At 65.5% G+C, this 23,802-nt stretch carries 19 protein-coding genes; 9 read left to right on the top strand and 10 right to left on the bottom strand.

Features of this window, described 5'->3' with window-relative positions; translation table 11 throughout:
• Positions 1 to 94: 94 nt before the first annotated feature.
• Positions 95 to 2,725 carry a LuxR C-terminal-related transcriptional regulator gene (locus tag G6N38_RS19380; RefSeq protein ID WP_163749684.1) on the bottom strand — a complete coding sequence of 877 codons (2,631 nt, stop codon included), beginning with the start codon at positions 2,723 to 2,725 and terminating at the stop codon, positions 95 to 97.
• 395 nt (positions 2,726 to 3,120) lie between these two features.
• Between G6N38_RS19380 and G6N38_RS19375 the strand changes: the two genes are divergently transcribed.
• The gene (locus G6N38_RS19375) at positions 3,121 to 4,332 is read left to right on the top strand and encodes a pyridoxal phosphate-dependent aminotransferase (RefSeq protein ID WP_163749683.1); all 1,212 of its coding nucleotides are present in this window, start codon (positions 3,121 to 3,123) and stop codon (positions 4,330 to 4,332) included.
• Here G6N38_RS19375 and G6N38_RS19370 read toward each other — a convergent pair whose 3' ends face one another.
• Genes G6N38_RS19370 through G6N38_RS19330 form a run of 9 tightly spaced genes read right to left on the bottom strand, consistent with a single transcriptional unit; the run spans position 4,333 to position 14,956 of the window.
• A complete protein-coding gene (locus G6N38_RS19370; protein WP_163749682.1) occupies positions 4,333 to 5,643 on the bottom strand; it encodes a cytochrome P450 in 1,311 nt (436 codons plus the stop codon).
• Complete coding sequence (locus G6N38_RS19365) at positions 5,640 to 6,374, bottom strand: class I SAM-dependent methyltransferase (protein ID WP_163749681.1); 735 nt, start codon at positions 6,372 to 6,374, stop codon at positions 5,640 to 5,642. The genes G6N38_RS19370 and G6N38_RS19365 overlap by 4 nt, the downstream gene beginning before the upstream one ends.
• 12 nt (positions 6,375 to 6,386) lie before the next feature.
• Positions 6,387 to 7,493, bottom strand: a complete 1,107-nt coding sequence (locus G6N38_RS19360) for a methyltransferase (RefSeq protein WP_163749680.1) — start codon at positions 7,491 to 7,493, stop codon at positions 6,387 to 6,389.
• Positions 7,486 to 9,696, bottom strand: coding sequence for an MMPL family transporter (locus tag G6N38_RS19355; protein ID WP_163749679.1), 2,211 nt, complete (start codon positions 9,694 to 9,696; stop codon positions 7,486 to 7,488). The genes G6N38_RS19360 and G6N38_RS19355 overlap by 8 nt, the downstream gene beginning before the upstream one ends.
• Complete coding sequence (locus G6N38_RS19350; RefSeq protein ID WP_163749678.1) at positions 9,690 to 11,300, bottom strand: AMP-binding protein; 1,611 nt, start codon at positions 11,298 to 11,300, stop codon at positions 9,690 to 9,692. Before G6N38_RS19350 ends, G6N38_RS19355 begins: the two co-directional genes overlap by 7 nt.
• On the bottom strand, positions 11,297 to 11,569 hold the full coding sequence (locus G6N38_RS19345; protein ID WP_163749677.1) for an acyl carrier protein: 273 nt from the start codon (positions 11,567 to 11,569) through the stop codon (positions 11,297 to 11,299). The genes G6N38_RS19350 and G6N38_RS19345 overlap by 4 nt, the downstream gene beginning before the upstream one ends.
• On the bottom strand, positions 11,566 to 12,594 hold the full coding sequence (locus tag G6N38_RS19340; RefSeq protein WP_163749676.1) for a 3-oxoacyl-ACP synthase III family protein: 1,029 nt from the start codon (positions 12,592 to 12,594) through the stop codon (positions 11,566 to 11,568). Before G6N38_RS19340 ends, G6N38_RS19345 begins: the two co-directional genes overlap by 4 nt.
• Positions 12,591 to 13,277 (bottom strand): DUF8713 domain-containing protein, encoded by a 687-nt coding sequence (locus G6N38_RS19335; RefSeq protein ID WP_163749675.1) that lies wholly within the window; start codon positions 13,275 to 13,277, stop codon positions 12,591 to 12,593. Before G6N38_RS19335 ends, G6N38_RS19340 begins: the two co-directional genes overlap by 4 nt.
• Positions 13,277 to 14,956: a thiamine pyrophosphate-binding protein gene (locus tag G6N38_RS19330; RefSeq protein WP_163749674.1), complete on the bottom strand. Its 1,680-nt coding sequence runs from the start codon at positions 14,954 to 14,956 to the stop codon at positions 13,277 to 13,279. The genes G6N38_RS19335 and G6N38_RS19330 overlap by 1 nt, the downstream gene beginning before the upstream one ends.
• Positions 14,957 to 15,621: 665 nt before the next feature.
• Between G6N38_RS19330 and G6N38_RS19325 the strand changes: the two genes are divergently transcribed.
• Genes G6N38_RS19325 through G6N38_RS19290 form a run of 8 tightly spaced genes read left to right on the top strand, consistent with a single transcriptional unit; the run spans position 15,622 to position 23,798 of the window.
• Positions 15,622 to 16,638 (top strand): MlaE family ABC transporter permease, encoded by a 1,017-nt coding sequence (locus G6N38_RS19325; protein ID WP_407662769.1) that lies wholly within the window; start codon positions 15,622 to 15,624, stop codon positions 16,636 to 16,638.
• Positions 16,639 to 16,667: 29 nt separating this feature from the next.
• Positions 16,668 to 17,507 carry an MlaE family ABC transporter permease gene (locus G6N38_RS19320; protein WP_246227319.1) on the top strand — a complete coding sequence of 280 codons (840 nt, stop codon included), beginning with the start codon at positions 16,668 to 16,670 and terminating at the stop codon, positions 17,505 to 17,507.
• 3 nt (positions 17,508 to 17,510) lie between these two features.
• Positions 17,511 to 18,578: an MlaD family protein gene (locus tag G6N38_RS19315; protein ID WP_163749673.1), complete on the top strand. Its 1,068-nt coding sequence runs from the start codon at positions 17,511 to 17,513 to the stop codon at positions 18,576 to 18,578.
• On the top strand, positions 18,575 to 19,585 hold the full coding sequence (locus G6N38_RS19310; protein WP_163749672.1) for an MlaD family protein: 1,011 nt from the start codon (positions 18,575 to 18,577) through the stop codon (positions 19,583 to 19,585). Before G6N38_RS19315 ends, G6N38_RS19310 begins: the two co-directional genes overlap by 4 nt.
• Positions 19,576 to 20,625, top strand: coding sequence for an MlaD family protein (locus G6N38_RS19305; protein WP_246227317.1), 1,050 nt, complete (start codon positions 19,576 to 19,578; stop codon positions 20,623 to 20,625). The genes G6N38_RS19310 and G6N38_RS19305 overlap by 10 nt, the downstream gene beginning before the upstream one ends.
• Positions 20,626 to 20,635: 10 nt before the next feature.
• Positions 20,636 to 21,793 carry an MlaD family protein gene (locus tag G6N38_RS19300; protein ID WP_246227315.1) on the top strand — a complete coding sequence of 386 codons (1,158 nt, stop codon included), beginning with the start codon at positions 20,636 to 20,638 and terminating at the stop codon, positions 21,791 to 21,793.
• Entirely contained in the window at positions 21,790 to 22,836 is a 1,047-nt protein-coding gene (locus tag G6N38_RS19295; protein ID WP_163749670.1) for an MlaD family protein, read from the top strand. Before G6N38_RS19300 ends, G6N38_RS19295 begins: the two co-directional genes overlap by 4 nt.
• Entirely contained in the window at positions 22,833 to 23,798 is a 966-nt protein-coding gene (locus G6N38_RS19290) for an MlaD family protein (RefSeq protein WP_163749669.1), read from the top strand. Before G6N38_RS19295 ends, G6N38_RS19290 begins: the two co-directional genes overlap by 4 nt.
• Positions 23,799 to 23,802: the final 4 nt, after the last annotated feature.

The following is a 23,802-nucleotide window of genomic DNA, read 5'->3' as shown; positions in this document are numbered from 1 at the left end:
CACTGTTTTCCCATCCTGTCCAAGCCCAATCCGCCACGTCGAAGGACGAGGACCAATCATCGACACCGGTTGAGAACCCGGAGTTTTCCCACCGCTAGCCGTTTACCGGTGTGTCAGGATCGGCGTTGCGCATCAGACGGATCAGCTGCTCGCGTTCGTTGATTCCGAGCTGTTTGAACACCCGGTAGAGGTGGCCTTCAACGGTGCGGATCGATACCACCAGCCGTTCGGCGATTTGCCGGTTTGTCAGCCCGTCCGCGACCAGGGTCGCGATCTCACGCTCACGACCGCTGAGCGGCAACGGAACTCCGCCGGCTGCCGTCGCAGGAGTATGCAGCCCGAAGGTACTGACCAGCCAGTGCGCCCGCGTCGAGGATTGAAGCCCCGACAGCCGTGCGCCCGCTCGCCGGTGTGCCAGCGCCGCGGCAGCGAAGGCGTCGGCCGCATGCGCCGCCATCCCTAGGGATTCCCATTCAGTGGCCACCCGGTCGAGGCCTTCCCCGTCGCCGGTCGTGACCGCTTGCGCCTGCTCCGCCGCAAGCGTGGCAATAGGCGTATTCAATTGTTCTGCAAGGGCTTTGAATCGGGCAACGTCGGGTTCCATCCCGAACCGCAAGCCGGTATAGAGCGCTTCCAGCTCGCCGGTGGTGCCACCGGAGCGGTGGGCGGCTTCCGCGGCCCGCTCGATCGCGCTGTGGGCTTCGGCGGTCGCGCCGGTGGCGGCGCCGAGATACGCCCTGGCCAGCTCGAGCAATGGCCGGAACACTTCCACCGCGGGTCCCCACGCGCCTTCGGCCATGCTCAGTGCTCGGGCGGCCGCACCGCTGTCACCGCGCAGTACCTCGGCCTGGACGGTCCAGGCCGCAACCAGAGGCACCCAGCCACCAGACAGGGTGGACACCATCGCGGACAACGCACGCTGCAGCCAGTCGCAGGCGGCCTGCGGGTGCCCGGCCGCAAGCTGCACGCGGCCTGCCATTGCGGCGACGATGGCCTCGGCGTGCGGGGCCCCGTGAGCCTGGGCCTGCTGCCGGTCGACGATCGCCGCGGCGGCGGCGATGTCACCGCGGTTGAGCGCCGAGAGCGCCTCCGACAACGAGATGGCGTATTGGTGTGGCCCGGACGCACAGTGCAGTGCGGCGTCGGCGCCACGGCTGGCCGCGGCCGCCAGCACCTCGGGCCGACCTCGGAGGTTCGCGGACGCCGCGGCCGGGACTGCCGCCCACAGAACTGCCATCGGCATCGCGTCCGGATCGGAGATGACGGCCGCGCTTGCCGCGTCGGCGGTGTCGAGGTCGGCAGCGAAGTAGGCGATGGACGCCTCGACCGCCAGCGCGTAGCTGCGCAGGGCGGGAAGGGTGACGCGGGAGCGGACGGTGCCCAATACCTCCTCGGCTTCCACTCGCTGCCCGCAGCCGAAGAACAGGTTGGTGGCCCGCAGGCACCCCCAACGCACAAGCATGACCTCGTCGCGCGGATCGAAGGACGCCAAGAGCTCTTCAGCCTGCTCGTTGAAACCCTGCCAGCCCAGCGCATCAGCAAGCGCGATGGCCGCGCGCAATCCCCCGCCATGCTCGTAGGCGAACCGCGCCAGCTGTTCGGCGAGCGCGAGACTGGACATCGTCATCGCACTCTCGGCGGCATCAATCACCAGGCTGACGTCCGGTGTCGCATCACTGTTCATCATCAGCCGGGCGAGTTCGATGACCAGCCGCGGGTCCCGCGCCGCATTCGGGTCCGAATCACCGACCAGCGACCAAAACTTCTGCGCCAGAGACGTGTTGATCTGCCGCAGCCGCGCCACACCGCAGTTCTTGCGCACGACGTCAGCCAGTACCGGGTGCGCCACCTGAACACGCATGCGTAGCGGGTCGCTGATCACGTGGATGACAGCGTGACGTTCAGCATCGCTGATCGCGTCGATATCACACATCGACCGGAGCGCGTTCCAGTCCAGAACTTCTGCGGCTGCGACGATTTCGAGAACGTCACGCTCGTTTGGCGGCAGGCCGCGAACCCGAGACTCCAGCAGTTCCTCGATATCTGAGCTAAGCCGCGGCGAATGGGTGAGCCGCCACCGGCCCGTGTCGTCGGTGAGCGCACCGTCGTCCACCGCGGTGTCCATCAGGCCACGCAACAGCAGCGGACTGCCCGCCGACAACTCGTAAAGCTGGTCGACGACGGTGCCGGAGACGGGGCCACCCAACGTCTCGGTGAGCAGCCGCCCGGTGTCGGCGTGCGAGAACGCGCCGACCTCGATGCGGCGAAGGTACTGGTCTTTCCACAACGCGGTGATGGCGTCGGGGACCTCGGTTTCCGTGCGCATGGTGACGATCAGCGTGGCCGCCCCGCGCACGGCGAGCTGGTGCACGACGATCGCCGAAAGCGGATCGAGCAAATGCGCGTCATCGACGACCAGCAGCAGGTTCTCCACGTCGTCGAGCGCGGCGTGGGCCGCGGCGAGCAGGCGGATCGGTTCAAGTGCACCCGGGATCTGCACGATGCCCGCGAAGGCCGCCAGCGGCACGTCCCGAGATGTCTGAGTCCCCAGGACGAAATGGGTCCGCATCCCGCGGCCGCTGAACCGTTCAGCTACCTGACGTGCCAGCGCGGTCTTACCGACACCGGCCTCCCCGACGAAAACGACGCCGCTGAAAGACGAGTTGTCGACGGCGTCCATCGCTTGGTGGATCTCCGCCGACCGGGCAACGAACGGCCAGTTCAATGGCAGGCCAGCCTTCCCTCGTAGCGCTCTTCCGTGCGGCGCACGGCTCCCCCGCACAGCGAGTAGATATTAGCGCCGGATGGCCCGCTGACCGGCGATTACCGACCAACGGGACTCGAAAGCGCACCAGATCTACCCGCGCTTCTTGTCGCCTCTCCGGCTAGCCCCGACGAGGAAACCGCAAACGCTCCCCTGTTCGCAGGCGGGGCAACACCCACTGATTAATTGATCAGGGCAGGAACTGGGCATTAGGCTTCTGACGCCCTCGTTAATAGGTTCACCACCCCAGATGACCTGCGAATTTGACCGGCAGACAACCGGCGAGCACATCGGCCATCGCTTAACCGCACTTAGCGCACCGCCGTCTGCGATGCTTCCAGCGGGAAAGGAACCGCATGAAGTTCGCGCAGTCGAGCAGGCTGTCCAACCTGTCGCACGAAACCCCGGGCCCGATCGCCGAAGCGGCGGCCCGGCTGGAAATGGCTGGACACCATGTCATGCGACTGGATGCCGGCGATCCGCATCCGTTCGGTTTCGAGGCACCCGCCGAACTGGTTAGCGAGATCGCCGCAACGTTGGCCGCATCGGCCGGCTACACCGGGCCCAAAGGGCTGCTGTCGACGCGGCACGCCGTCACGCAGTACTACTCGGCCCGTGCTGTCCCGGATGTCCACGTCGAGAACGTGTTCCTCGGCAATGGCGCCTCCGAATTGATCACGATGGCGATGACCGCGCTGCTCGAAGATCGCGACGAAGTCCTGGTGCCCGCGCCCGACTTCCCGGTCTGGACCGCCGCAGTCAACGTCAACGGTGGCCGCGCCGTTCACTATCGTTGCGACGAATCATCGGACTGGTACCCCGACGTCGCCGATATCGCGGCGAAGGTCACCGCCCGAACGCGCGCGATTGTGATCATCAACCCCAACAATCCCACTGGCGCGGTGTACCCGCCCGAAGTACTGACCGAGATCCTCGAGATCGCACGGGAACACAACCTCGTCGTCTGCTCGGACGAGATCTACGACAAGATCCTGTACGACGACGCCACGCACACCGTGACAGCGTCCCTGGCGCCGGATCTGCTCTGTCTGACCTTCAACGGTCTGTCCAAGGCGTACCGCTGTGCGGGGTTTCGCGCCGGCTGGCTTGCGGTGTCGGGACCGACCGACCACGCCACGAGCTACCTCGACGGCCTGGCGACCGTGGCTGGATTGCGCCGCTGCGCGAATGTGCCGGCCCAACAGGCGATTCGGATTGCGCTGGATGCCGAGAAGTCGGACATCGACCTCACTCTGCCCGTTGGTAGATTGCACGAGCAACGCGACCGCGCGTGGGTCGCCCTCAACGCGATTCCAGGTGTCTCGTGCGTCAAGCCCAGAGGCGCGCTGTATGCCTTTCCGAAGATCGACCTCAGCGTGTACCCGATCCGCGATGACGAGCAGTTCGTCCTCGATCTGTTGCTGCAGGAGAAGATTCATATCATCCCTGGGACGGGCCTCAGTTGGCCCGAGCCCGACCACATCCGGATCGTGACCCTGCCCCATGCCGACGAACTGGGATCCACCATCGAGCGAATCGGGCAGTTTCTGGCGACCTATCGCCAGTGATCACCGTCGCGCGATCACATCCAAGGTGATCTCGCGACTGAGCTTGGTGGCAATGCCGCGGGGCACCGCTCGCGGCAGGCTGCCGCGTTGGTGCGCCGGCAGCCGCAAGTCGAGTGTTTTCATAACGGTGCCGATCGCCACCGCCAACTCGTTATGCGCGAAGGCCGCACCGATGCAACGACGGTACCCGCCGCCGAACGGCGCGTACTGAAATGGTGACGGCTTGGCGTCCAGGAACCGCTCCGGCACGAAGGACTCCGGATCGCTCCACATCCGGGGGTTGAAATGCAATGCGGGCAAGGCGATTCCCACCACATCACCGGCCGAGCAGACAACGCCGTCCACCGTCAGCGGTGCAGTGAGCCGACGTAACACGATCGGCACCGTCGGATGCATGCGCAGCGTCTCGTGGATCACCGCGCCCAGATAAGGCAGCGTAGCGATCTCCGCCGGCGTGGCCGCCGTCGCCAACTCCTCGATGACTCGTCCGCGGATCCTGTCGTCACGGTGAATGTGGAACAGTGCCCACGCCAACGAGGTCGAGCTGGTTTCGTGCCCGGCAGCGAGCATTGTCCGCAGTTGGTCACGCAGCACTTCGTCGCCGGGCAGGCTGCCGACCTCGTCGGTAGCGGCGAGGATCAGGCCTAGTACATCGCCGCCGTGTTCGCCGCTGCGCCTTCGCTCTTCGATCTGATCTGACAGCAACCGGTCGAGCTCCGCGCGAAAGGAAACCAGCCGCGCCCACGGACCCCGCCCAGCGATATCTCGGCGCAACCACGGCACCAGCATCAGCGCCGCGCTGCCGGATCGTAGTAATTGCGTTGTCACCCGGGCATACTCACTGCGGCGGGCGCTGTCCGTCACGCCGAACACCACGCGGATCACTACATCCAGGGTGATGCGCTGGGCCGCTTGGCCGACCAGCAACTGTTCGCCGGGTTGCAGGCCCGCGATCTCGCCGTTGGTAACCTCGGCGATCACATCGGCGTAGCAGCGCACGAGTTCACCGCGAAACGGGGGCGTCAGGATGCTTCTGGCCCGCCGATGAGCCTCACCGGACAGCAGGATCAGCGAGTTCTGTCCGACGACCGGTTCGATCGGGTTGGGCAGTGGCGCCCGGCACTGAGAGCCCGGAGCGGTCAGTATGTCGCGCGCACCGTCTGCGGTCGAGAAGAACAGCACCTCGCCGAGTCCGGGGAACCGCACTCCGAACGGCTTTCTGTCGGACGCGTGGCGGCGGAAGAATCCTTCCGGGTCCACCCCGGCCCAGGCGGCCCGGCCCAGCGCCGCCACCGTCGACGCCGCCCTCACGTCACCCTCGACGCCACGACGACCTGGTTACGCCCGAGTCGGCTGAACTCGAGGCGAATCGCCGGGTCGGCGTGCGCGGCCAACGCCAGAAATGCCGAGGGGCTGTACGCGCGCAACGAGCTGATCAAGCCGTCGTGAGCGAATGGCAGGAAGACGAAGGGCAGCATCGACACCAGCCGGAGCACGTGCACCGGGGCCGGTGGCCGACGCAGGTCGCACACCACCAGCTTGTCCGCCACCCGGGTTCCTTCGGTCAACACCCGGGCCGCCTGGGCGGGCCGCAGGTGATGAAACGACAGGGCGAACAAAGCGAGGTCGTAGGACCGGTCGGGGGCATCGATGTCGGTGGCGTCGACCCTACGCACGGCGGCGCGCGGATGACGGCCCAGGTCGCCGGCAGCGATATTCGAGACCGACACCGGATCGATGTCGGTCACCGTAACCTGCGCGGTGGAGTGCATTTTCAGTACCGCGCGCGACAACGCGCCGTGGCCGGCGCCCAGTTCCAGAATCTTCGGGTCGCCGATGCCTGCGACCAGCGGCAGGGCCCGGGCGGCGAGGTGGTCGTGATCGCGCAGGATCCGGCCCATCCAGTCAAGCGACCAGATCACCTGCCGCTTGACGCGATCGTCGACGTCGTCGCGGTCGAGGTATTCCGGCCGGTCGGTTTGCAGGCGCCGGTCCAGCCATGAGGCGTCGAACCCGCCGCGCGGCATGGTTGCGATATCCATCAGCGCCACCGCCTAGCCCGGTGACGCATCGTCGACGACAGCCTCGACCACACTGAGCGGTGAGGCGGTCGGCACCACCCGGGTCATCCGGAAGCCGTTTTGCTGCAGCAGATTCCGGTACTCCTGCGCGGTTCGCTCGCGGGATCCCAAATTCAGCAGCATCTCCAGATCCACCCAGTTCTCCGGGCCGTCGCGGCCATTCTCGCGAACGACCATCTCGACCAGCAGCACGGTGGCTCCCGGCTTGGCTGCCGCCCGCACATTGCGCAGGATCTGCAATGCTTTGTCGTCCGCCCAGTCATGGATGACGTTCTTGAGTAGGTAGGCATCGCCCCCACTGGGAACGTGGTCGAAGAAGGACCCTTCCACGATCTGCACACGGTCGGCGACATGGTTGGTGCGCAACAACTCTGGGGCGCCGGCGACCACGCGCGGCACGTCGTAGAGAACGCCCCTCGACGTGGGCGTCGCAGCCAGGATGGCGGCCAGCATCGCGCCCTGTCCCCCGCCGACGTCGACGATGGTGTGATGGGACGCGAAGTCATAGCTGGCCACCACCACGGCCAGCGTCATCTGGGCAAGGCTGGTCATCGTTTGATCGAAAAGTTCGGCGTGATCGGGTATTTCGACGAGGTAGTCGAAGCCATCCATGCCACGCAATGCCGGGACGATGGACTCACCCGTTCGGACCGAGTCGGTCAGCAGAGTCCAGCGCTCGCGCTGCTCCTGGGAGCCCTGGAACAGTGCCGCCCCCCTCAGCGAGATGGGCGCGCCGGAACGCAGGGTGGCGGCAAGCGAATTCAGTGCGTAGCGGCCGTCGCGTCGGCGACGGAATATTCCCCGGCCGATCAGCGCCCGCATCAGCCGGCGCAGCGCATCGGCGTCGGCGCCCACCCGCGCGGCCAGCTCGTCGATCGCCAGCGGCCCGTCGGCGAGCGCATCGGCGATACCCAGTTGCGCGGCTGTGGTGATCGCCTGCGCGGGCCACCCCGACACCACCAGTTCCATCATCGCCATAGGTGCGGGCAGCATCCGCTGATGCAGCAGAAGCAGATGATGGCGCGTCCACTCGACGGCGCGGGCGAGCCAGGCCGGCGGCACCTTCGCAGCCTTAGACATGGGGTGCCTCCCGGATTCCTACTCGTTGGTGGAGCCACACCAGCGATCTGGGCGCCCACCAGTTGAAGCGGCCCATCAAGTGCATGAAGGCCGGGACCAGCAGGACGCGCACCAGGGTGGCATCCGCCAGGATCGCCAACGTGAGACCGACTCCCAGCATCCGCAGAAACGACACCTGCGCGCCGGACAGCGCCGCGAAGGTGATGGCCATGATGAGCGCGGCGGCCGTGATCACTCGCGCGGTGCGCGCCAGCCCCAGTGCGACGCTTCTGTCGTTGTCCGCGGCGGACTTGCCGCTCGCCAGCCAGAATTCACGGATGCGCGACACCAGGAACACCTCGTAGTCCATCGACAGGCCGAAGGCGATACAGAACAACAGCACGGGGATGCTGATCGCCAGAGTCCCGGTTGAGGTGGTGCCCAGGGCGCCGAGATTGCCGTCCTGGAAGATCCACACCAACGCGCCGAATGCGGCGGTCAGCGATAAGACGTTGAGTATCAACGCCTTCAGCGGAACCACGACGCTGCCGGTCATCAAGAACAGCAGCACGAAGGTGATACCGGCGATGATCGCCAGCACCAGACCCAGCCGGGATGCGATCGCGCTGGCGGTGTCCTGGTTGACCTGGGGTGTCCCACCGATCAGCACCTGCCGGCCGGCCGGAGTGGGAACGGCTTGCAGCGCGTCGAGCTGCGTCTGGGATGCGCGCGAATACAGCGGCGCAGTGCTGGTGACGGTGAGGAACGCGCTGCCGTTGGTGATCGCGGTCGCCGCCGTCGGCGGTCCCACGGAGGCACCGCCGACGAAGGTGACGCCGGGTGAGGACACCGACGACACGTCGGAGACCTGCGACAGCGCGGCAGCGTAGCTGTCGAGCTGGACCGGACTGACGCCGTTGACATCCGGTATGACGATGGTCAGGTTCTTGGCCAGGTCAGCGCTGAACTGCGTGCGCAACTGGTCGCCGACCACGTGCGACGAACTCGACGTCGGCAGGACCCGGTCATCGGGAACCCCCCATTTGACGGTCAGAAAGGGCGCACCGAGCGCGACCAACAACGCGACGATCGCCACTGCGACCGGTACCGCCCTGCGCATCGAGAACATCGCCAGCCGATACCACGGGCTCTCCTCGATCGGGCGTACGGCCGCGACCGGGCGTCGCAGCCAGCGGTGTAGATCCAGCGAGTCCAGGCGGTCGCCAAGCAACACGATCGCGGCCGGCGTCACGAAAACAGCGGCGAGAGAGGCAAACGCGACCACAGCGACGCCCGCATAGCCGAATGACTTGAGCGCATAGATCGGGAAGAGCACCATCGCCGACATCGACAGCGCCACCGTCATCGCGGAAAACAACACCGTCCTGCCCGCAGAGACCATGGTGCGCATCAGCGCCTCGTTGCGCTCCGCACCAGCAGCACATTCGTCGCGGAACCGACTCAGCAGGAGCAGCGTGTAGTCGATGGCCAACGCCAGCCCCAGTGCCACAGCGAGATTGAGCGCGAAGATCGACACGTCGGTGGCGAAGGTGACCACATGCAGAACGGCCATCGCACCGAAGATCGCGACGGCACCGACCGCCAGCGGCAGCGCGGCCGCCACCAGGCCGCCGAACACCCAGACGAGAACCAGAAAGCTCAGCGGAATCGCAACGCCTTCCATAATCTTCAGGTCTTTTTCACTCTGCTGGGTGATCTGCAGCATCAGCGCTGCCTCACCGCCGGCCCGCACGGTCACACCGTCACGATCGTGTACGACCTTGCTGATCAGTGCGCCGGCGTTCTTGGGTGCGCCGTTGTCACCGCCGGTGATGCCTGCCACGATGACGCCGATCGTGCCGTCCTTGCTGATCAGCGATGCGGCCGCGGACGGTGGTGCGGTCCACGGCGAGGTCACCATCGCCACATTCGGCGCCCCGGTGAGCGTCTGCACGATCTCGGTGCCCACCGTCCGCGCAGCGCTGGAATTCGCGCCGGCAGGCGAGCTGACGGTGATCAGCAGCGGCATGTCACCTTGGGTAAAGGTGCGGGCCAGCAGGGTCCTTGCCTGTGACGACTGGGCGCCGGGGTCGGTGAGGCCGCCGGCAGAAAGCCGGCCGGCCACCGGAATTCCGAATGCCGCGGTGCCGACCAGAACGAGCGCCGCGACCGCGATCATCCGGCGAGGAGCGTGCGTCGCAAGCCGAGCGATACCCGCTAACACGACGACAGCGTTCCCGCCAGCCACTGGGTACGCGCCTCCAGCCGGCGGAGTTTTCCGCTGGATGTCCGAGGCAACGTACCCGGCGCCAGTAGCTCGACGTGCCCGACGGCAATACCGGTGCGCGCCAGCACCCGTGCTGCCACGTCGACCGCCAAGTCGTCGGGTGCATCAGCGGTGGTCTCGACGAGCATGGCCAGTGCCTCATCGTCGGCGTCGACCGGCAGGTAGCCGACGGCCACCGCGCAGCCGGTGCGGACACCGGCTATCCCGTCAAGTGCCGCTTCGAAGTCCTGGGGTGCGTGGTTCGCCCCGCGGATGATCACGGTCTCCTTGCTGCGCCCGCAGACGAAAAGCTCACCGGCATGGATGAATCCGAGGTCACCGCAATCCAGCCAGCTGTCATGTAACACTTGACCGGTGAGGTCGGCGCGGCCGAAGTAACCGGCCATCACGCTCGGTCCTCGCACGAAGATGTGTCCAGCCTGGTCCTCGGGCAAGGGACGCGAATCGTCTCCGCGGATTTCGACCTCGACCCCTGCCAACGGGCGACCCGTGCTCACCAGCTCCTTGTTGTCGAGCTCGCAGACTCCGAACATGCTGCCGGCCGGCTTGAAGGTCACCGCCAGCGACGCCTCGGCCAGCCCATAGACCGGAGTGAAGGCGCTGGCATCGAATCCCCAGCGCCCGAAGCGCTCGCTGAATCGCCGCTGAACCTCGGCGCTGGTCAACTCGGCGCCGTTCAGGCACAACCGCCACGAACTCAGGTCGACACCGGCCAGGTCCTCGTCGCGAATCCGTTTCAGGCACAAGCCGAAAGCGAAATTGGGTGCCGCGGTAACGGTGCCGCGGTGTCGCGAGATCGCGCGCAGCCACGCGGCGGGCACCGCAAGGAACAGTTCCGGCGGCAGCAACACCAAAGGGCGGGGAAGATAGAACGCCATCAACAGGTTTCCGATCAGCCCCATATCGTGGTACAGCGGCAACCACGTGACACCCACCTGCTCGGGCATGCCTGCCCGGACGAAGTAGTCGGCGATCGCGGCGAGGTTGTGCAGCAGGTTTCCATGAGTGAGGGCGACAGGCTTGGGATCGTGCGTGGTGCCCGAGGAGAATTGAACCAACGCCAGATCAGTTGCAGACAGCCTGATTTCATCGCTTTCGCTGCCGTGTAATTCGGCTGCGGTAAGACAGCGAGTCTCGTCGGACTCCAGTAGCGGACGGATCCGATCCTCGGTGACGATCAGGACCGCCTGAACTGCCCGCAGCATCGCCGCGGTGCGGTGGCGATACTCGTCGAGCTTGCCAAGGCGCACCGGTGGGTACAGCGGCACGGGGATGGCACCCGCATAGAGCACGCCGAAGAAGCTGGCGACGAAGTCCGGCCCGGTCGGCAGCACGAGTGCGACACGATCGCCGGGGCGCACACCGGCGGCGCGCAGGCCGGCGGCGAGTTCGCCGGCGTGCCGGCGAATCTGGGCAAAGGACACGTCGATGTCGTTCTCGTTGCGGTCGACGAAGAACAGGCTCTGGCCGCTGTGCGCTGCACTGTCGAGCATTTCGGTGAGCGTCTCGAACTTGGGCTGGATCGCCGGGGCGCCGTTCACGGGCGCTCCTGAATGCGGCGTAGTACCAACTGAGCCAGCTCACCAATGGTGCGCAGGTCGTCACCGTCCTCGGCGTCCAAGTCGATGTCGTAGCGGGCTTCGATGCGGAAGACCAGCGACAGCACCCGGGCCGAATCCAGGCCGGCGTCTTGCAGGCCTGAGTCCGCCGTGAGATCGATGGCGGCGCCGTCGGTTTCGGATCCGATGAGTCCGATGATGTCCTGGGTGACCGCGGCCAGCGTCGTCGGCGGTCGGCCGGCTGCCGTCATTTCCGGGTTCCGCCCCAGTGGATGGCGGCGGCACCGGCGAAGTCTCCGGCGTGCGCGAACCCGGCCATCATGACGATGTCGCCGGCCCCGATCTGGCCATCGCGGATCGCGGCCTCGAAGTTGACCGGGATGGCGACCGCGAACAGGTTGCCGCACTCGTGGAAGGTATCGCGGTGACGTTCGGGTGAAATCCCCAGCGCCTCATTCCAGTTGCGCAGCAGCAACCGGTTGGGCTGGTTGGTGACCAGCAGGTCGAGGTCGCCCGGCTTCACTCCGATGCGGTCGCACACCGCACGCACCACCTGGGGCACCTGCCGGTTACCGCGGGCGAGCACCTTGATGATCTTGCCCTCGTTGAACCCCACGTAGCCCTGTCCCGGGCCGGCCTCCCACCACCGCCGCGCTGGATCGGCCGCCAGGGTCATGTCGGTGGCGTTCTCGCCGAAGTAGCGGCATTCGATGTCGAGCACCGGCGAGTTGTCCGAGAGCGTGACCAATCCAACGGCTGCGCCGTCGCCGGGGACCGACGCCTGGGCCAGCTTGCGGACCTGGTCTTGTTCGAAGATCTTGCCTGCGGCGTTCTGCGCGACGGCGATCAGCGCGGTGCGACCGGCGCCGCTGACCAGTAGCTGGCGAGCCAGTTTGAGCATCAACACGAACGCCGCGCAGCCGCCGTTATGCACGTCGATGATCCACTCGGGACTGATCCCCAAGCGCTTGGCGACCTCGCCGCCTGCCCCGAGGATGGGCAGATCGGGCAGTTGAGAGTGTGTGAGCAGGACGTCGACCTCGCCCAGCACGTCGGCCCCGTGGCGGGCCACCAATTCGGCGACGGCGCGCTCGATCATGTCGACATTGGATTCGTCGTCGGCGGCGTGATGACGGAAGTCCGGTGGTCGGAACATCGGATTGTCACGCAGATCGTCGTTGTCGCCGAATTGCGTGTACCACTGCGCGGGAACCCGATTTTCGGGCAGGTAGGTGGCGACGTCGATCAGGCTGACCGCGGGCTGGGCGGGGCTCATGATGTTCGCATCCAGTCCGGGGTGATGGGCAGCCCGTTGCGGTGCCGGTACTCGGCAATGGCCTTCAGATTCTTCAGCTCGAGCTCGTGGCCCGCGCCGAACATCTCCCAGAAGTCACCCACCCAGACCGGACGCTCCGGCGGCGCGGTCTCGGGATACGGATTGTCGTCGTAGAACGGATGGTGGCAGTTGGTCCAGAGCACAACCGATCCCGGCTTGTTGAACACCACCTGCGCATCCACCACGCGCATCAGATAGATCATCCACAGATGCCGGCCCTGGTCCCAGGCGCAGTGATAGTCGACGGTGCGGGCCTCGCGGTTGGCGACGGTGCGGGTGTAGATCTCGGTCTCGCTGCCGAGGCGGTCATGGGCCAGCCAGAGCCCCTCTTCATCGGTGGGGGTGAACCCGCGCAGGCTGTACGTCCACTCCTCCAGCGAGCGGGTGTCGGCGAGGTAGTCGAACAGCGCGTCGGGTGGGCAGTCGATGAAATCGTTGACGGTGCAGAACTCGCCGAAGACGTCGTCATGCGGATAGACCGCGTGGATCATCTCCATCAGGATCGGGGTGGCCTTCTCCCTGGGCGATGTCTCGATGCGCATCAGCCCGGGAATCGGATCGGCGCCGCCCCCGACCCGTTGATTGTGGTGGGCGGTGATGTCCTCGAGTGCGGGCAGTGTCATCAGTGTTCCCTCGGTAGTGATTCGTCCAAGAAGGCTGTGAACGGCGGGATTTCGTCGGCTGAGCACTCGACGGCCACCACGGACGGACCCTCGACATCCAGCGCGGCCTTGATCGCTACCGCCAGTTCGGCGATCTCGGTGACCTCGATCGACGGCAATGCCGGGAACATGGCGGCCAGGCCGGCGCCGAGCCGGCTGGGGCCGAACCGGTTGTAGCTGTAGCGATCGCGAAAGAACACCTGCTCACGGGTGACACACATCGCGTGTGCATGGTTGTCGAACAGCACGAAGGTGATCGGAAGCCGGTGGTGCAGTGCGGTGTGAATCTCCATGCCCTGCATGAAGAATGCCCCGTCTCCAGCGATGACCACCGTACGACGTTCGCGCGCGAAGGCCATCCCGATGCCGGCGCCGAAGCTGTATCCCATGCCGCCCATCCCCAGCGCCACCAGGAATCGGCCGTCGCGGCGCGCCGGCAGCCAGTGGATGGCGGCTGCGCCGGTATTGCCCGCGTCGACAACGATGTCGCTGTCCTGCGGCAGCAGCGCGTCCAGCGTCAGCATCGCTTCCCGGTAACGCACCCCCTCCCCGACGTGCGCCGGGGGTGTCAGCTCACCGCGCGCGACCCGTTCCGCGATCGGCCGGCGCTGCGTGGAACCGGCCAACCCGTCGGCGAGCAGAGTCAGCGACACGCGCAGATCGTCGCTGTCCACGTGGGTGCCCGGTAGATATGGCGGCGCCGAACCCACCGACGCGATCGGCAGCGATTCCAATTCCTGCTCCAGGCCGGCGCGCGCCATCAGCGGCAGCCGGGTGCCCACCAGCAGGCACAGCCCGCTCTGGGCCAGCACGGCACCCACCGCGGGATGCCCCATCACCCCGGTCACCCCTAGCTCGGCCTCGGCGGTGACCACGTCCTTCGCGTCGGGCACGGTGGCGACGCGCGCCTGCAGAACCGTTCGCAGCGTCTCCAGCTCCGCGCGGGCATCGTCGCGAGCGACCTGGTCGCCGGCGATGATCGTCACCGGGTCGTCGATGTTGCGGATCAACTCGACCAGCGCGCCGAGGTCCCCGACCCGGCGCGCCGTCCCTTCGGTGACCTCGTGCGGCCGCACCTCAATGAGCGCCTGCTGAATGTTCTTGGGCAGCAACAACACCGCGGGCCCACCGTGGGCTGTCGCGGCATCAAGGGCCTGCGGCAACGCGGTCACGATGTCGGCCGGGGTCAGCACCCGCCGGCAGAAAACGGACACCGCCGAGAACAAAGCCTCCCCGTCCAGGGCGCCGCCGCGACCGCTGGTGTCCTGGAATGACCCGCGGCCGTCCGTCGTCGTAGGTGGCTGGCCGATGAGCGCCAGGACCGGGACGCGGCTGGCGAACGACTCCCCCAGCCCCGGGATGGTGTTGAGGGCGCCACCGCCGGATGTCGCGACGACGACGCCGATGCCGCCCGCGGCACGGCTGTAGGCGTCCGCCATGGCCGCTGCGGAGAACTCATGCTTGGCGACCACGGCGGTGACGTCGGAGCAGCCGTAGGCCGCGTCATAGAGGTCTTCGATGTTGGCGCCGTCCACACCGAACATATGCCGGATGCCGCGCCGCGCCAGGTGTTCGACGATGTAGTCGACTACTCGCCTGCGCCCATCCGCTGCGCCGTTGCGCTCAGAGCTGACCGGCATGACGTTCGAGCGCAGTCGCCCCCGGCACCTGCCCAGAAACAGCGCTCGCCATGACCCCCACCTAGTCTGTCTAACTTGCACGAACCCTAGTGCAGACGGCCAGTTCTTCGCCGAGCTTTGGCGATCTGACAGACAATCGCGCCGCGCCGTAGCGGTATTTGCCGAAACCGGATGCCGACCGGGCAAGCGCGAAATGTGAACACGACGATGTCCGAATCACTGCGCCCACCTACGACCAGGCTTCGGCCCTCGCAGTCGCGATCGGCCACGGTGCCAAACCTCGGCTCGTCGCCGGTCGGTCACACTGTCAATTACCTGTGCAGTCCGCGACGATGTGAGGCCGGCGCTGGACGAGCGGACGCCCGCCCGCCGACGCGAAGCATCGCCGATCCAGGGAACTTACGACGATCTACGGCTATTTCCCCCGTCTGCGCACGTTATTGACCCCGCCGCAACTCTGCGCTCGCATCGGCCCGCCCAGCCAAGCACCAACAGCGCTTGACGCTCGATTGTGGCGTACCTCACACTGAGGTTCTTTCCGCGAACACACGCACGCCGCCGCTGGTACAACGCACGTACCCGTACCGCTGGTGAACGCACGACAACCACGCTCGAACTTTGCTGGGGGGAAGTAGTTTTGCCAGCAATTAAGGAGGTGCCCGCCGTTGACCGCAGGTGTCCATGACGCGACGGCGGCCCAAGCAGCGACCGAGCCAGAAGACATCGAAATTGCCTGCGTCGATGTCGGCCCGAACTCCACCACCGACGGCGACACCGTCTCCCCTGATACTTCGGCCGCGCCGGCGACGCCCGCCACGCAGGACGCGGTCGAGCCGGTCGCGGAGGTATCGACCGGCCGCGAGGTCATCACGATCCTGAGCAGACCGCTTAGGCATGTGCTGCTTCAAATGGATTCGTCATTGCAGACGCTGGGCCGCTTCTTCAGCCTGGGCGGACAGGCGTTCGGCTTCCTGATCGCGGACCTGGCCCGGCTGCGCCACCCATGGCGAGACACCATCAACCAGGCCTGGTTCATCATCAGTGTCACGGCGATCCCGGCACTGCTGGTGTCCATCCCGTTCGGGGTGATCGTGGCGGTGCAGGTGGGCAACTTCATTCAACAGGTCGGCGCTTCGTCGGTCTCGGGTGCGGCGGGCGGCCTCGGGGTGATCCGGCAGGGTGCACCGATGGTGGCGGCATTGTTACTGGGTGGCGCGGCCGGTTCAGCCGTGGCCACCGACCTCGGCGCCCGCACCATCCGCGAAGAGGTCGACGCACTGCGCGTGATGGGCGTCGACCCGGTGCAGCGACTGGTCACCCCGCGACTGGCAGCGATCGTGTTCGTGGCGCCGGTGCTGTGCGCATTCATCATCTTCATGGGGCTGGCGGCGGGGTACGCGATCAACGTCGGCTTCCAGTCCGGCACGCCCGGCAGCTACATCGCGTCGTTCGCGTCGTTCGCCAGCGTCAGCGACGTGGTGGTTGCCATGCTCAAAACCTGGCTCTTCGGGGTGGTTGTGATCCTGGTGGCCTGCCAGCGCGGCCTCGAAGCCAGCGGCGGTGCGCGGGGTGTGGCCGACGCGGTCAACGCCTCGGTCGTCATCGGCGTGGTCGCGGTGTTCGTTCTCAACCTCATCATCACTCAGGGCGTGTCGATGTCCATGCCGCTCAGGATGGGCTGATGGCTCGCATTTCAGCACCGTCTCGACATATGCCTGGCGTCGTACGCGCCCCGCTGTGGATCGCCGACCGCGGCGACTCCCTGTTCCAGCGCCTCGGCCATCAAGTCAGCTTTCTGGCCCAGGTGCTCGGCGCGATCCCGCACACGCTGAAGCACTACCGGAACCAGACCGGGGTGTTGTTGGTCGACGTGATGTGGGGCAATGGGTCGCTGATCGTCGGCGGCGGCACCATTGGCGTACTGGTGTTCATGGGCGCGGCAGTCGGCGGTTCGGTGGGCATCGAAGGGTATGGCGCCCTGGACATGGTCGGGATGGGCCCGCTGACCGGATTCGTCTCCGCGTACGCCAATACCCGGGAAATGGCGCCGATGATCGCCGGCATCGGTTTCGCCGCCCAGGCCGGCTGCCGGATGACCGCCGAGATCGGCGCCATGCGGATCTCCGAGGAAATCGATGCGCTGGAAGCGCTGGGGATTCGGTCGATCCCGTTCGTGGTGACCACCCGGGTGATCGCCGGAATGCTGACGATCATTCCGCTCTACGTCGTGACGCTGGCGCTGAGCTACGTGTCGTGCGCGCTGGTGGTCAACGTCTTGCACGGGCAGTCATCTGGCACCTACTACCACTATTTCGACTCGTTCATCCAACCCTCCGACGTGATCTTCTCGGTGCTCAAGGCGGTCATCTTCGTGACGCTGATCATCGCCATCCACGGCTACCAGGGCTACTACGCCGTCGGCGGTCCCGAAGGTGTCGGGCGAGCCTCAGGTCGCGCCATCCGGGCCAGCATCGTCACCGTCGTCGCCGCCGATATGGTGCTGACGCTGTTGTTCTGGGGCAACAGTCCCGGGATTCGGATTTCGGGATAGGGCATGCCTGTATCTGCCGACCAAGGAGGGCGGACACCCAGTTCGCGCGCGTTGCGAGTTCGGGGCCTCATTGCCGCGGTGGTGCTGGCTGTCGCGGGCACCGTGCTCTATCAACTCGGCACCGGGAGTTACGCCGACACGTTCAAACTGACGGTGATGGCCGACAAACTCGGCGAGGGGCTGACCCCGGGCGCGGAGGTCAAGTTCCGTGGCCTGACCATCGGTTCGGTGAAGACCCTGCAGTCGGCCGGTTTCAACAAGCAGAAGATCACCCTCGAGCTCGAGCCGCGCCAGGCCGCGGCCTTGGCCGCCGACACCACGGCGAATTTCATGTCCTCCAACACCTTTGGCCTCGCGGCGGTCGAGCTGGTCAGCAGCGGAACGGGTCCCCGGTTGAGCCCGAACCAGACCCTGACAGTCGACACCAATGTGAAGTCCGCATCGATCACCGGACTGCTGCGGCAAGGCCAGAAGTTCGGCCGGATCATGGACTCTCCCGATATCGACCACATCATCGGGATCGTGCGCAAGCACTCCGACCTCACCGAACCGGTCACCCGGTCCTACTTCGATCTGATCAAGATGCTCACCGACTCCCAGAAAGTGCCTTTCTCGGAATCACTTTCGGTGCTCGCTTCGGTGGTCAACGGGGTCAGCGACGCTGTGCCGCTGGTCAGCTTGGCCTATGACCTGCTCAACGGCATGGACTTCCTGGCGCACCCCGACGGGGTGGATCGGATGAACCAGATCATGGACCAGCTCAGCAAGCTGCTGTTCACCACTGACGGGATTTTCGCCAAGCACCTGACGTGGCTCGTCCCGTTGTTCGGCGGGATCATGAGTGTCCTTGTGCCGTACTCCTACGCCGTCGGGAGTATGTCGCCGGCCTACGACCGGATATCCGGTCTGTTGGATCGCACCAGTACGGCGTTTCCGATCATCAACGGGAAAGTCCGGCTGAATCTCGAACTCACCCTGGACACCATGCCAGGGCTGGCGGCGGCCCTGCCCGCCGCAGACTCGGTAGCCCCCGCTTCCCCTTCCGCGGCGCCACAAGGGGGTGGCCGGTGAGAAGCGTTACCAAATCCGTGATTTGGCTGACGATCTTCACCGCGGTCGCCGTGGTGTGCACGCTCGTCGTACTGACAGCCCTGCGCAGTCCGGTCACCGGAGCGTTGTCCCGATACACGGCAACGTTCTCCGATGTGTCGGGTCTCTATGTCGGTGACGACGTCCGCATTTCCGGGGTCCAAGTCGGCAAGGTGCAGACCATCCGGCTCGACGGGCGGGTCGCCAAGGTGGATTTCAGCGCCCAAGCCGACCATCCGCTGTACACCAACACCGTTGCCGCGGTGCGCTATCAGACCCTGATCGGTCAGCGCTACGTCGAGCTTGTCCAGCCACCCAAGCCCGACAACCGCCTGCCGGACGGTGGCATCATTGCGATCGGACAGACGATCCCGTCGTTCGATGTCGCGAAGCTGTTCAACGGGTTTCAGCCGATGTTCCAGACCCTTGACCCCGCCCAGTTCAATCTGTTGGGCGAGAACCTGCTGCGGCTGATTCAGGGCGACGAATCCGGTATCGGCCCATTCCTTCACGACCTCGACGAAATCTCCAAGCTGGCGGTCGACCGCCAGGTCGTGATCACCACCATGATCCGCAATCTCAGCGCGATCTCCCAAGATCTGGGTGGCAAATCAGGACAACTGTTTGCGCTCATCTCCCAGCTCAACGAGGTGCTGGCGAAATTCGGCTCGAAGGCTGAAGAATTCCGCGCCGCCCTGGACAGCGGACTGCCCGTCCTGCGCAGCACCACCCACGTTCTGCAGTATTTCGAGCGCACGTTCGACGGGACGACCGGTCCGCTCTACGACCTGTCCAGCCGGATGTGGCCGCAAACCCCCACGATCATCGCAGGCCTGTCGCTCGCTCCATCGTTGATCCAGGGCATGCGGGACTGGCTGGTCGATGAACAACCCGCGACACCAACGTTTTCCTGCACGCGTGGCGAAGTGACCCTGCCCGGTATCGGCGAGGTTTCCTTTGCCCAACAGAATCTGGTGGTGTGCCGGTGATCAAACGCGGCAATCGCCTCAGCGCATTGAGCGCCCGAATCGGCGGACGGCATAATTCGCGCGACGAACGCGCCACGGCCATTCGCAATCGCCGAAACGGCATCATCGGCGTCGCCGTGATCATTGCCTCGCTCGCCGGCACCGCGATGGCCTACCTGAATCCGGCGGACGAAGCCGGCTATACCGCGCATATGCCCAACTCCGCCGGCCTGCGCGCCGGCGATCAGGTACGGGTGGCCGGAATCGCGGTCGGCAAGGTCACCAGCGTCCGCCTCGACGGCGCCCTGGTCGAGATGAAGTTCGACGTCGACAACGCGGTGAAGGTCGGCTCCGACTCCACCCTGGACATCAAACTGCTGACCCCGTTGGGGGGCCACTATGTGGCGCTGGACCCCAAGGGGACGATGCCGCTGGGCCGCAACGGGATTCCGCCGCAACGCGTGACCTTGCCGTTCGAAGTCAACGACATCATTCAAGCGGCGACCCCAGTGGTCAAAGAAGTGGACGGCCAGGTCATCCACGACACTTTCGCTGAGGTCGCCAATGCCGCCAACACCTATCCCGACGCGGTGCGTAACCTGTTGCAGTCTGCGGATCAGTTGACCGAATCGATGAGCAAGTCCACCGCTGACTTTCATCGCGGCCTGGACTTCGTCAACGACGGACTGCGGGCAATGACCGCCGGACGTGCGCAGCTGATCGCACTATTCGAACAGTTCGATGTCCTCGGCCAGATGTACACCTCGAAGGCCGTCGACATCGTCGAGTTCTTCAGTCTGATCAAAGAATTGACCCGCATCCTCGACCGCCTCACGATGTGGTACGGCAAAGACGTCATGCCCATCGCCGAGGGAATCGAAGACATCAGCGACACGCTCGCAGCCCACCCCGAGCGTTGGGGTATGGCGCTGGACGGTCTGGGCCAGACGCTCAATATCGTCGGGCCTATGCTCAGTGGGAACGGCGTCACCTTCGACCAGCACAACCGGCTGGTCCCCGGCCAAGACCTGTGTCTGCCCAACATCATGAAGACCTGCTGAGATGGCCAAGATGTCAGGAACCGGCTCCCCGTTACGGTCGCGGCGGGGTATCGCCGTCGCGGTGGTCATCGTCGCCATCATCGCGGTCGCGGTGGTCGTGGGCATCAAGGTCCTGACACCCAAGATCAATCCCACCCGCGCGATGTGCGCCGAATTCACTGACGCGGTAGGGCTTTATCCGGGCAATAAGGTGGCGCTGCTGGGTATCGAGGTCGGCTCGATGACCGCGATCGTCAACAAGCCCGACCACGTCGAGGTGGACTTCACCGTGCCCGCCGATCTCGTGCTACCTGCCGACGTCGGTGCGGTCACCTATTCGCAATCGATCGTCACCGACCGACATATCGAACTGACCAAGCCCTACACCGGCGGCCCGAAATTCACCGGCCCCGGGTGCATCAAGCTGAAGGCCACCAAGACCCCGATCAGTGTCAGCGAAACATTCTCTGCCATCGGCAATCTCACCGACGCTATCCTGGGATCCGAACCGGGCCAAGACCCTTCCAAGGCCCCGGGCGTGCAAGCCATCAATGACAGCTTGTCCGCGGCCAGCAATTCGCTGAAGGGCACCGGACCCGGCATCAACAAGACAATGCGCAATCTGGTCACCATGCTCGCCGACCCGTATAAAGCCGACGCCGACTATCGGCAGCTATTCGAGAACAGCGAAATCCTCACCTCGGACTTCCTCAAGAACTGGGACAGCTTTGCCTCAGTGATCCGAACTCTGCCAGTCACCACGCAGTTGATGGAAGGCCTCTCGGATAATTTCGGAGCGGCGATGGCCTATGTGTCACATCTGCTTCCCACGTTGATCGAAGCGATCAACCGGTTCGGGCCACGGTTCTATGAGAAGTTCGACGCCCGCTTCGGCGGACTGCGGGACCTGCTGAACAGACACATCCCGGCCATCACGGCGATGATCAATTCGTGGCCGCAATTCAGCCACTGGATCGCCGATATCTACGAACCGGCGTGGGGCACCCACAACGTCACCTACATCCCACCGCAGGTGTCGATCGCTCCGACGCAGGCCGGCGCCATCTGTGCGGGACTCAAAGAACGCAATATCCCCGGCGCGGCCGCGGCGTGCGCGTCGGGCACGCCGACGGACCCGATCACCCTCGGCCTTACCAATCTCGTTCTGGGGGCGGCGCTGTCACCATGATCCGACGATCGATGCGCACGCTCTGCATACTGCTGGCCACCGTGGCGCTGAGTCTGACGGCGGCATGCTCGCTGGATCCGACTCGGCTACCCGTGCCGGGCGCCTACACCCCCCGGCACTCCTACAACATCAAGATCGAGTTCGCCAGCGTGCTCAACCTGCCCGCGCGGGCCAAGGTCGACTCCGGCGGGGTGCAGATCGGCGTGCTCGACCGCGTCCAGCTCGAGGGCACCACCGCGGTCACCTACGTCGAGATCGCCGGTGACACAAAGCTCCCCGTCACCACCCGGGCGGAACTTCGCCAGGCAACCCCGCTGGGCGACATCTATATCGCGCTACTCCCGCCGGATGACAAGTCCGGGCCGGTGTTGGGCAACGGCGACACCATCCCGCTACGCAACACAGCACCGGCCGACAACGTCGAAGACCTGTTGCGCTCGATGTCGAACCTGGTGGCCGGCGGCGCGATCGGCACGCTGCAAACCACCGTGGTCAACGTCAACAAGGCCTTCCCCCAGGACCCGGGCGAGCTGACCCGGATGCAGCACACCGTTGCCGGCGTGCTCAATGACCTGGCCGCCAATCAGGACACCATCAACAAGATGCTCGACGGCATGGAGAACATCACCTCCGGCTTCGCGGCCAACACGCAGGTGTTCAATCGGCTGGTCACCGAGGGCCCGGCCAAACTCCAAGGCCTATCGGCGGTCACGATCGCGATCCTCAACGTGGTCGGCGCTTCTCGGGACGTCGGCAAGCTCGGCGGCGATCTCATCAACCCCATCGCCGGTGACCTGATGCAGATCCTCTCCTACATCACACCGATGATCCACACGATGGCAACCGCGGATACCACGATTCCGGTGATCGCTGACAAATTCGTCGCCTTGCTGCGCTACAAGCTCCTCGGTTTCTTCCGCAACGGTGGCCCGAAATACACCATCACCGAACTTCATGCGCCGACCGGACAGGAGGGCGTCGATCCCGCGGACAAGGCCGACGCGGCGGTACAGACCATGCAGACGATGGGACTGGTGCCATGAAATTCAGTGCGCGCACCACGCTGGCCATCCTGGTGGTCATGACGCTGGCCGGCGCGGCCTACATGTCGTTCGGTGTACTCGATATGGGCCCCACGAAGCAGATCACCCGACTCACCCTGCTGCTCAACAGCTCCGGCGGCTTGATGTCCACCTCGGAAGTGACGATGCGCGGCATCAAGGTCGGCCGGGTGACCGGGATCCAGACCACCAACAGCGGGCTGGCGGTCTCGATGGACGTCGACAGCAAGTATCAAGTCCCCGCCGACAGCACGATCAGCGTGGAGAACCTGTCGGCCGCCGGCGAACAGTACATTGATTTCCGGCCGAAATTGATTGCGCCGCCGTACTTCGCCGACGGGGCGGTGATCCCCGCGGAGCGGGTCGCCCCGATCGTGACCGCCAGCGATCTGCTCACCAAGGCCAACGTGCTGTTCACGGCGCTCAACCTCGACCAGATCCACGGCATCATCAACGACATGTCCGCGGCGTTCAAGGGCAACGACGAGACCATCGACTCGCTGGCCGTCACCGCCGGGTTGACGGCCAAAGTGATCCGCGACGACAAGGAACTGCTGGGTACGCTGTTCAGCAACGTCTCCACGTTCACGACCAACCTGGGCGAGCTCCACGCCGGCGAAATCATCAGCGAGACCGGCACAATGCTGCCGAAATCAGTGCCGGCCTTCTTGCAGCTGATCCACCAGATCGAGATCCTGTCGCATACCGGCATAGGCGTGATCGGCCCTCAGGACCCAGTCGGCATCCTGGTGGCCAAGTTGGGCGAATGGCTCGACATGCTGGCCGGCCCGCTGAGTACCTTCGCCACCATCCTGCAGCCTGCGATGGCACCGCTGCACGACGTTAAGGTGGACGCCGGGCACTGGCTCGACTTCTGGGAATCGACGTTCAACGACACCGGTGGCGTGCGGGTTCAGCTCAACGTACCCGAGTGGCACCAGTGACCAC

This window comes from Mycolicibacterium helvum, from assembly GCF_010731895.1.
Classification (GTDB): domain Bacteria; phylum Actinomycetota; class Actinomycetes; order Mycobacteriales; family Mycobacteriaceae; genus Mycobacterium; species Mycobacterium helvum.
This window is presented reverse-complemented; position numbering and strand designations above follow the sequence as displayed.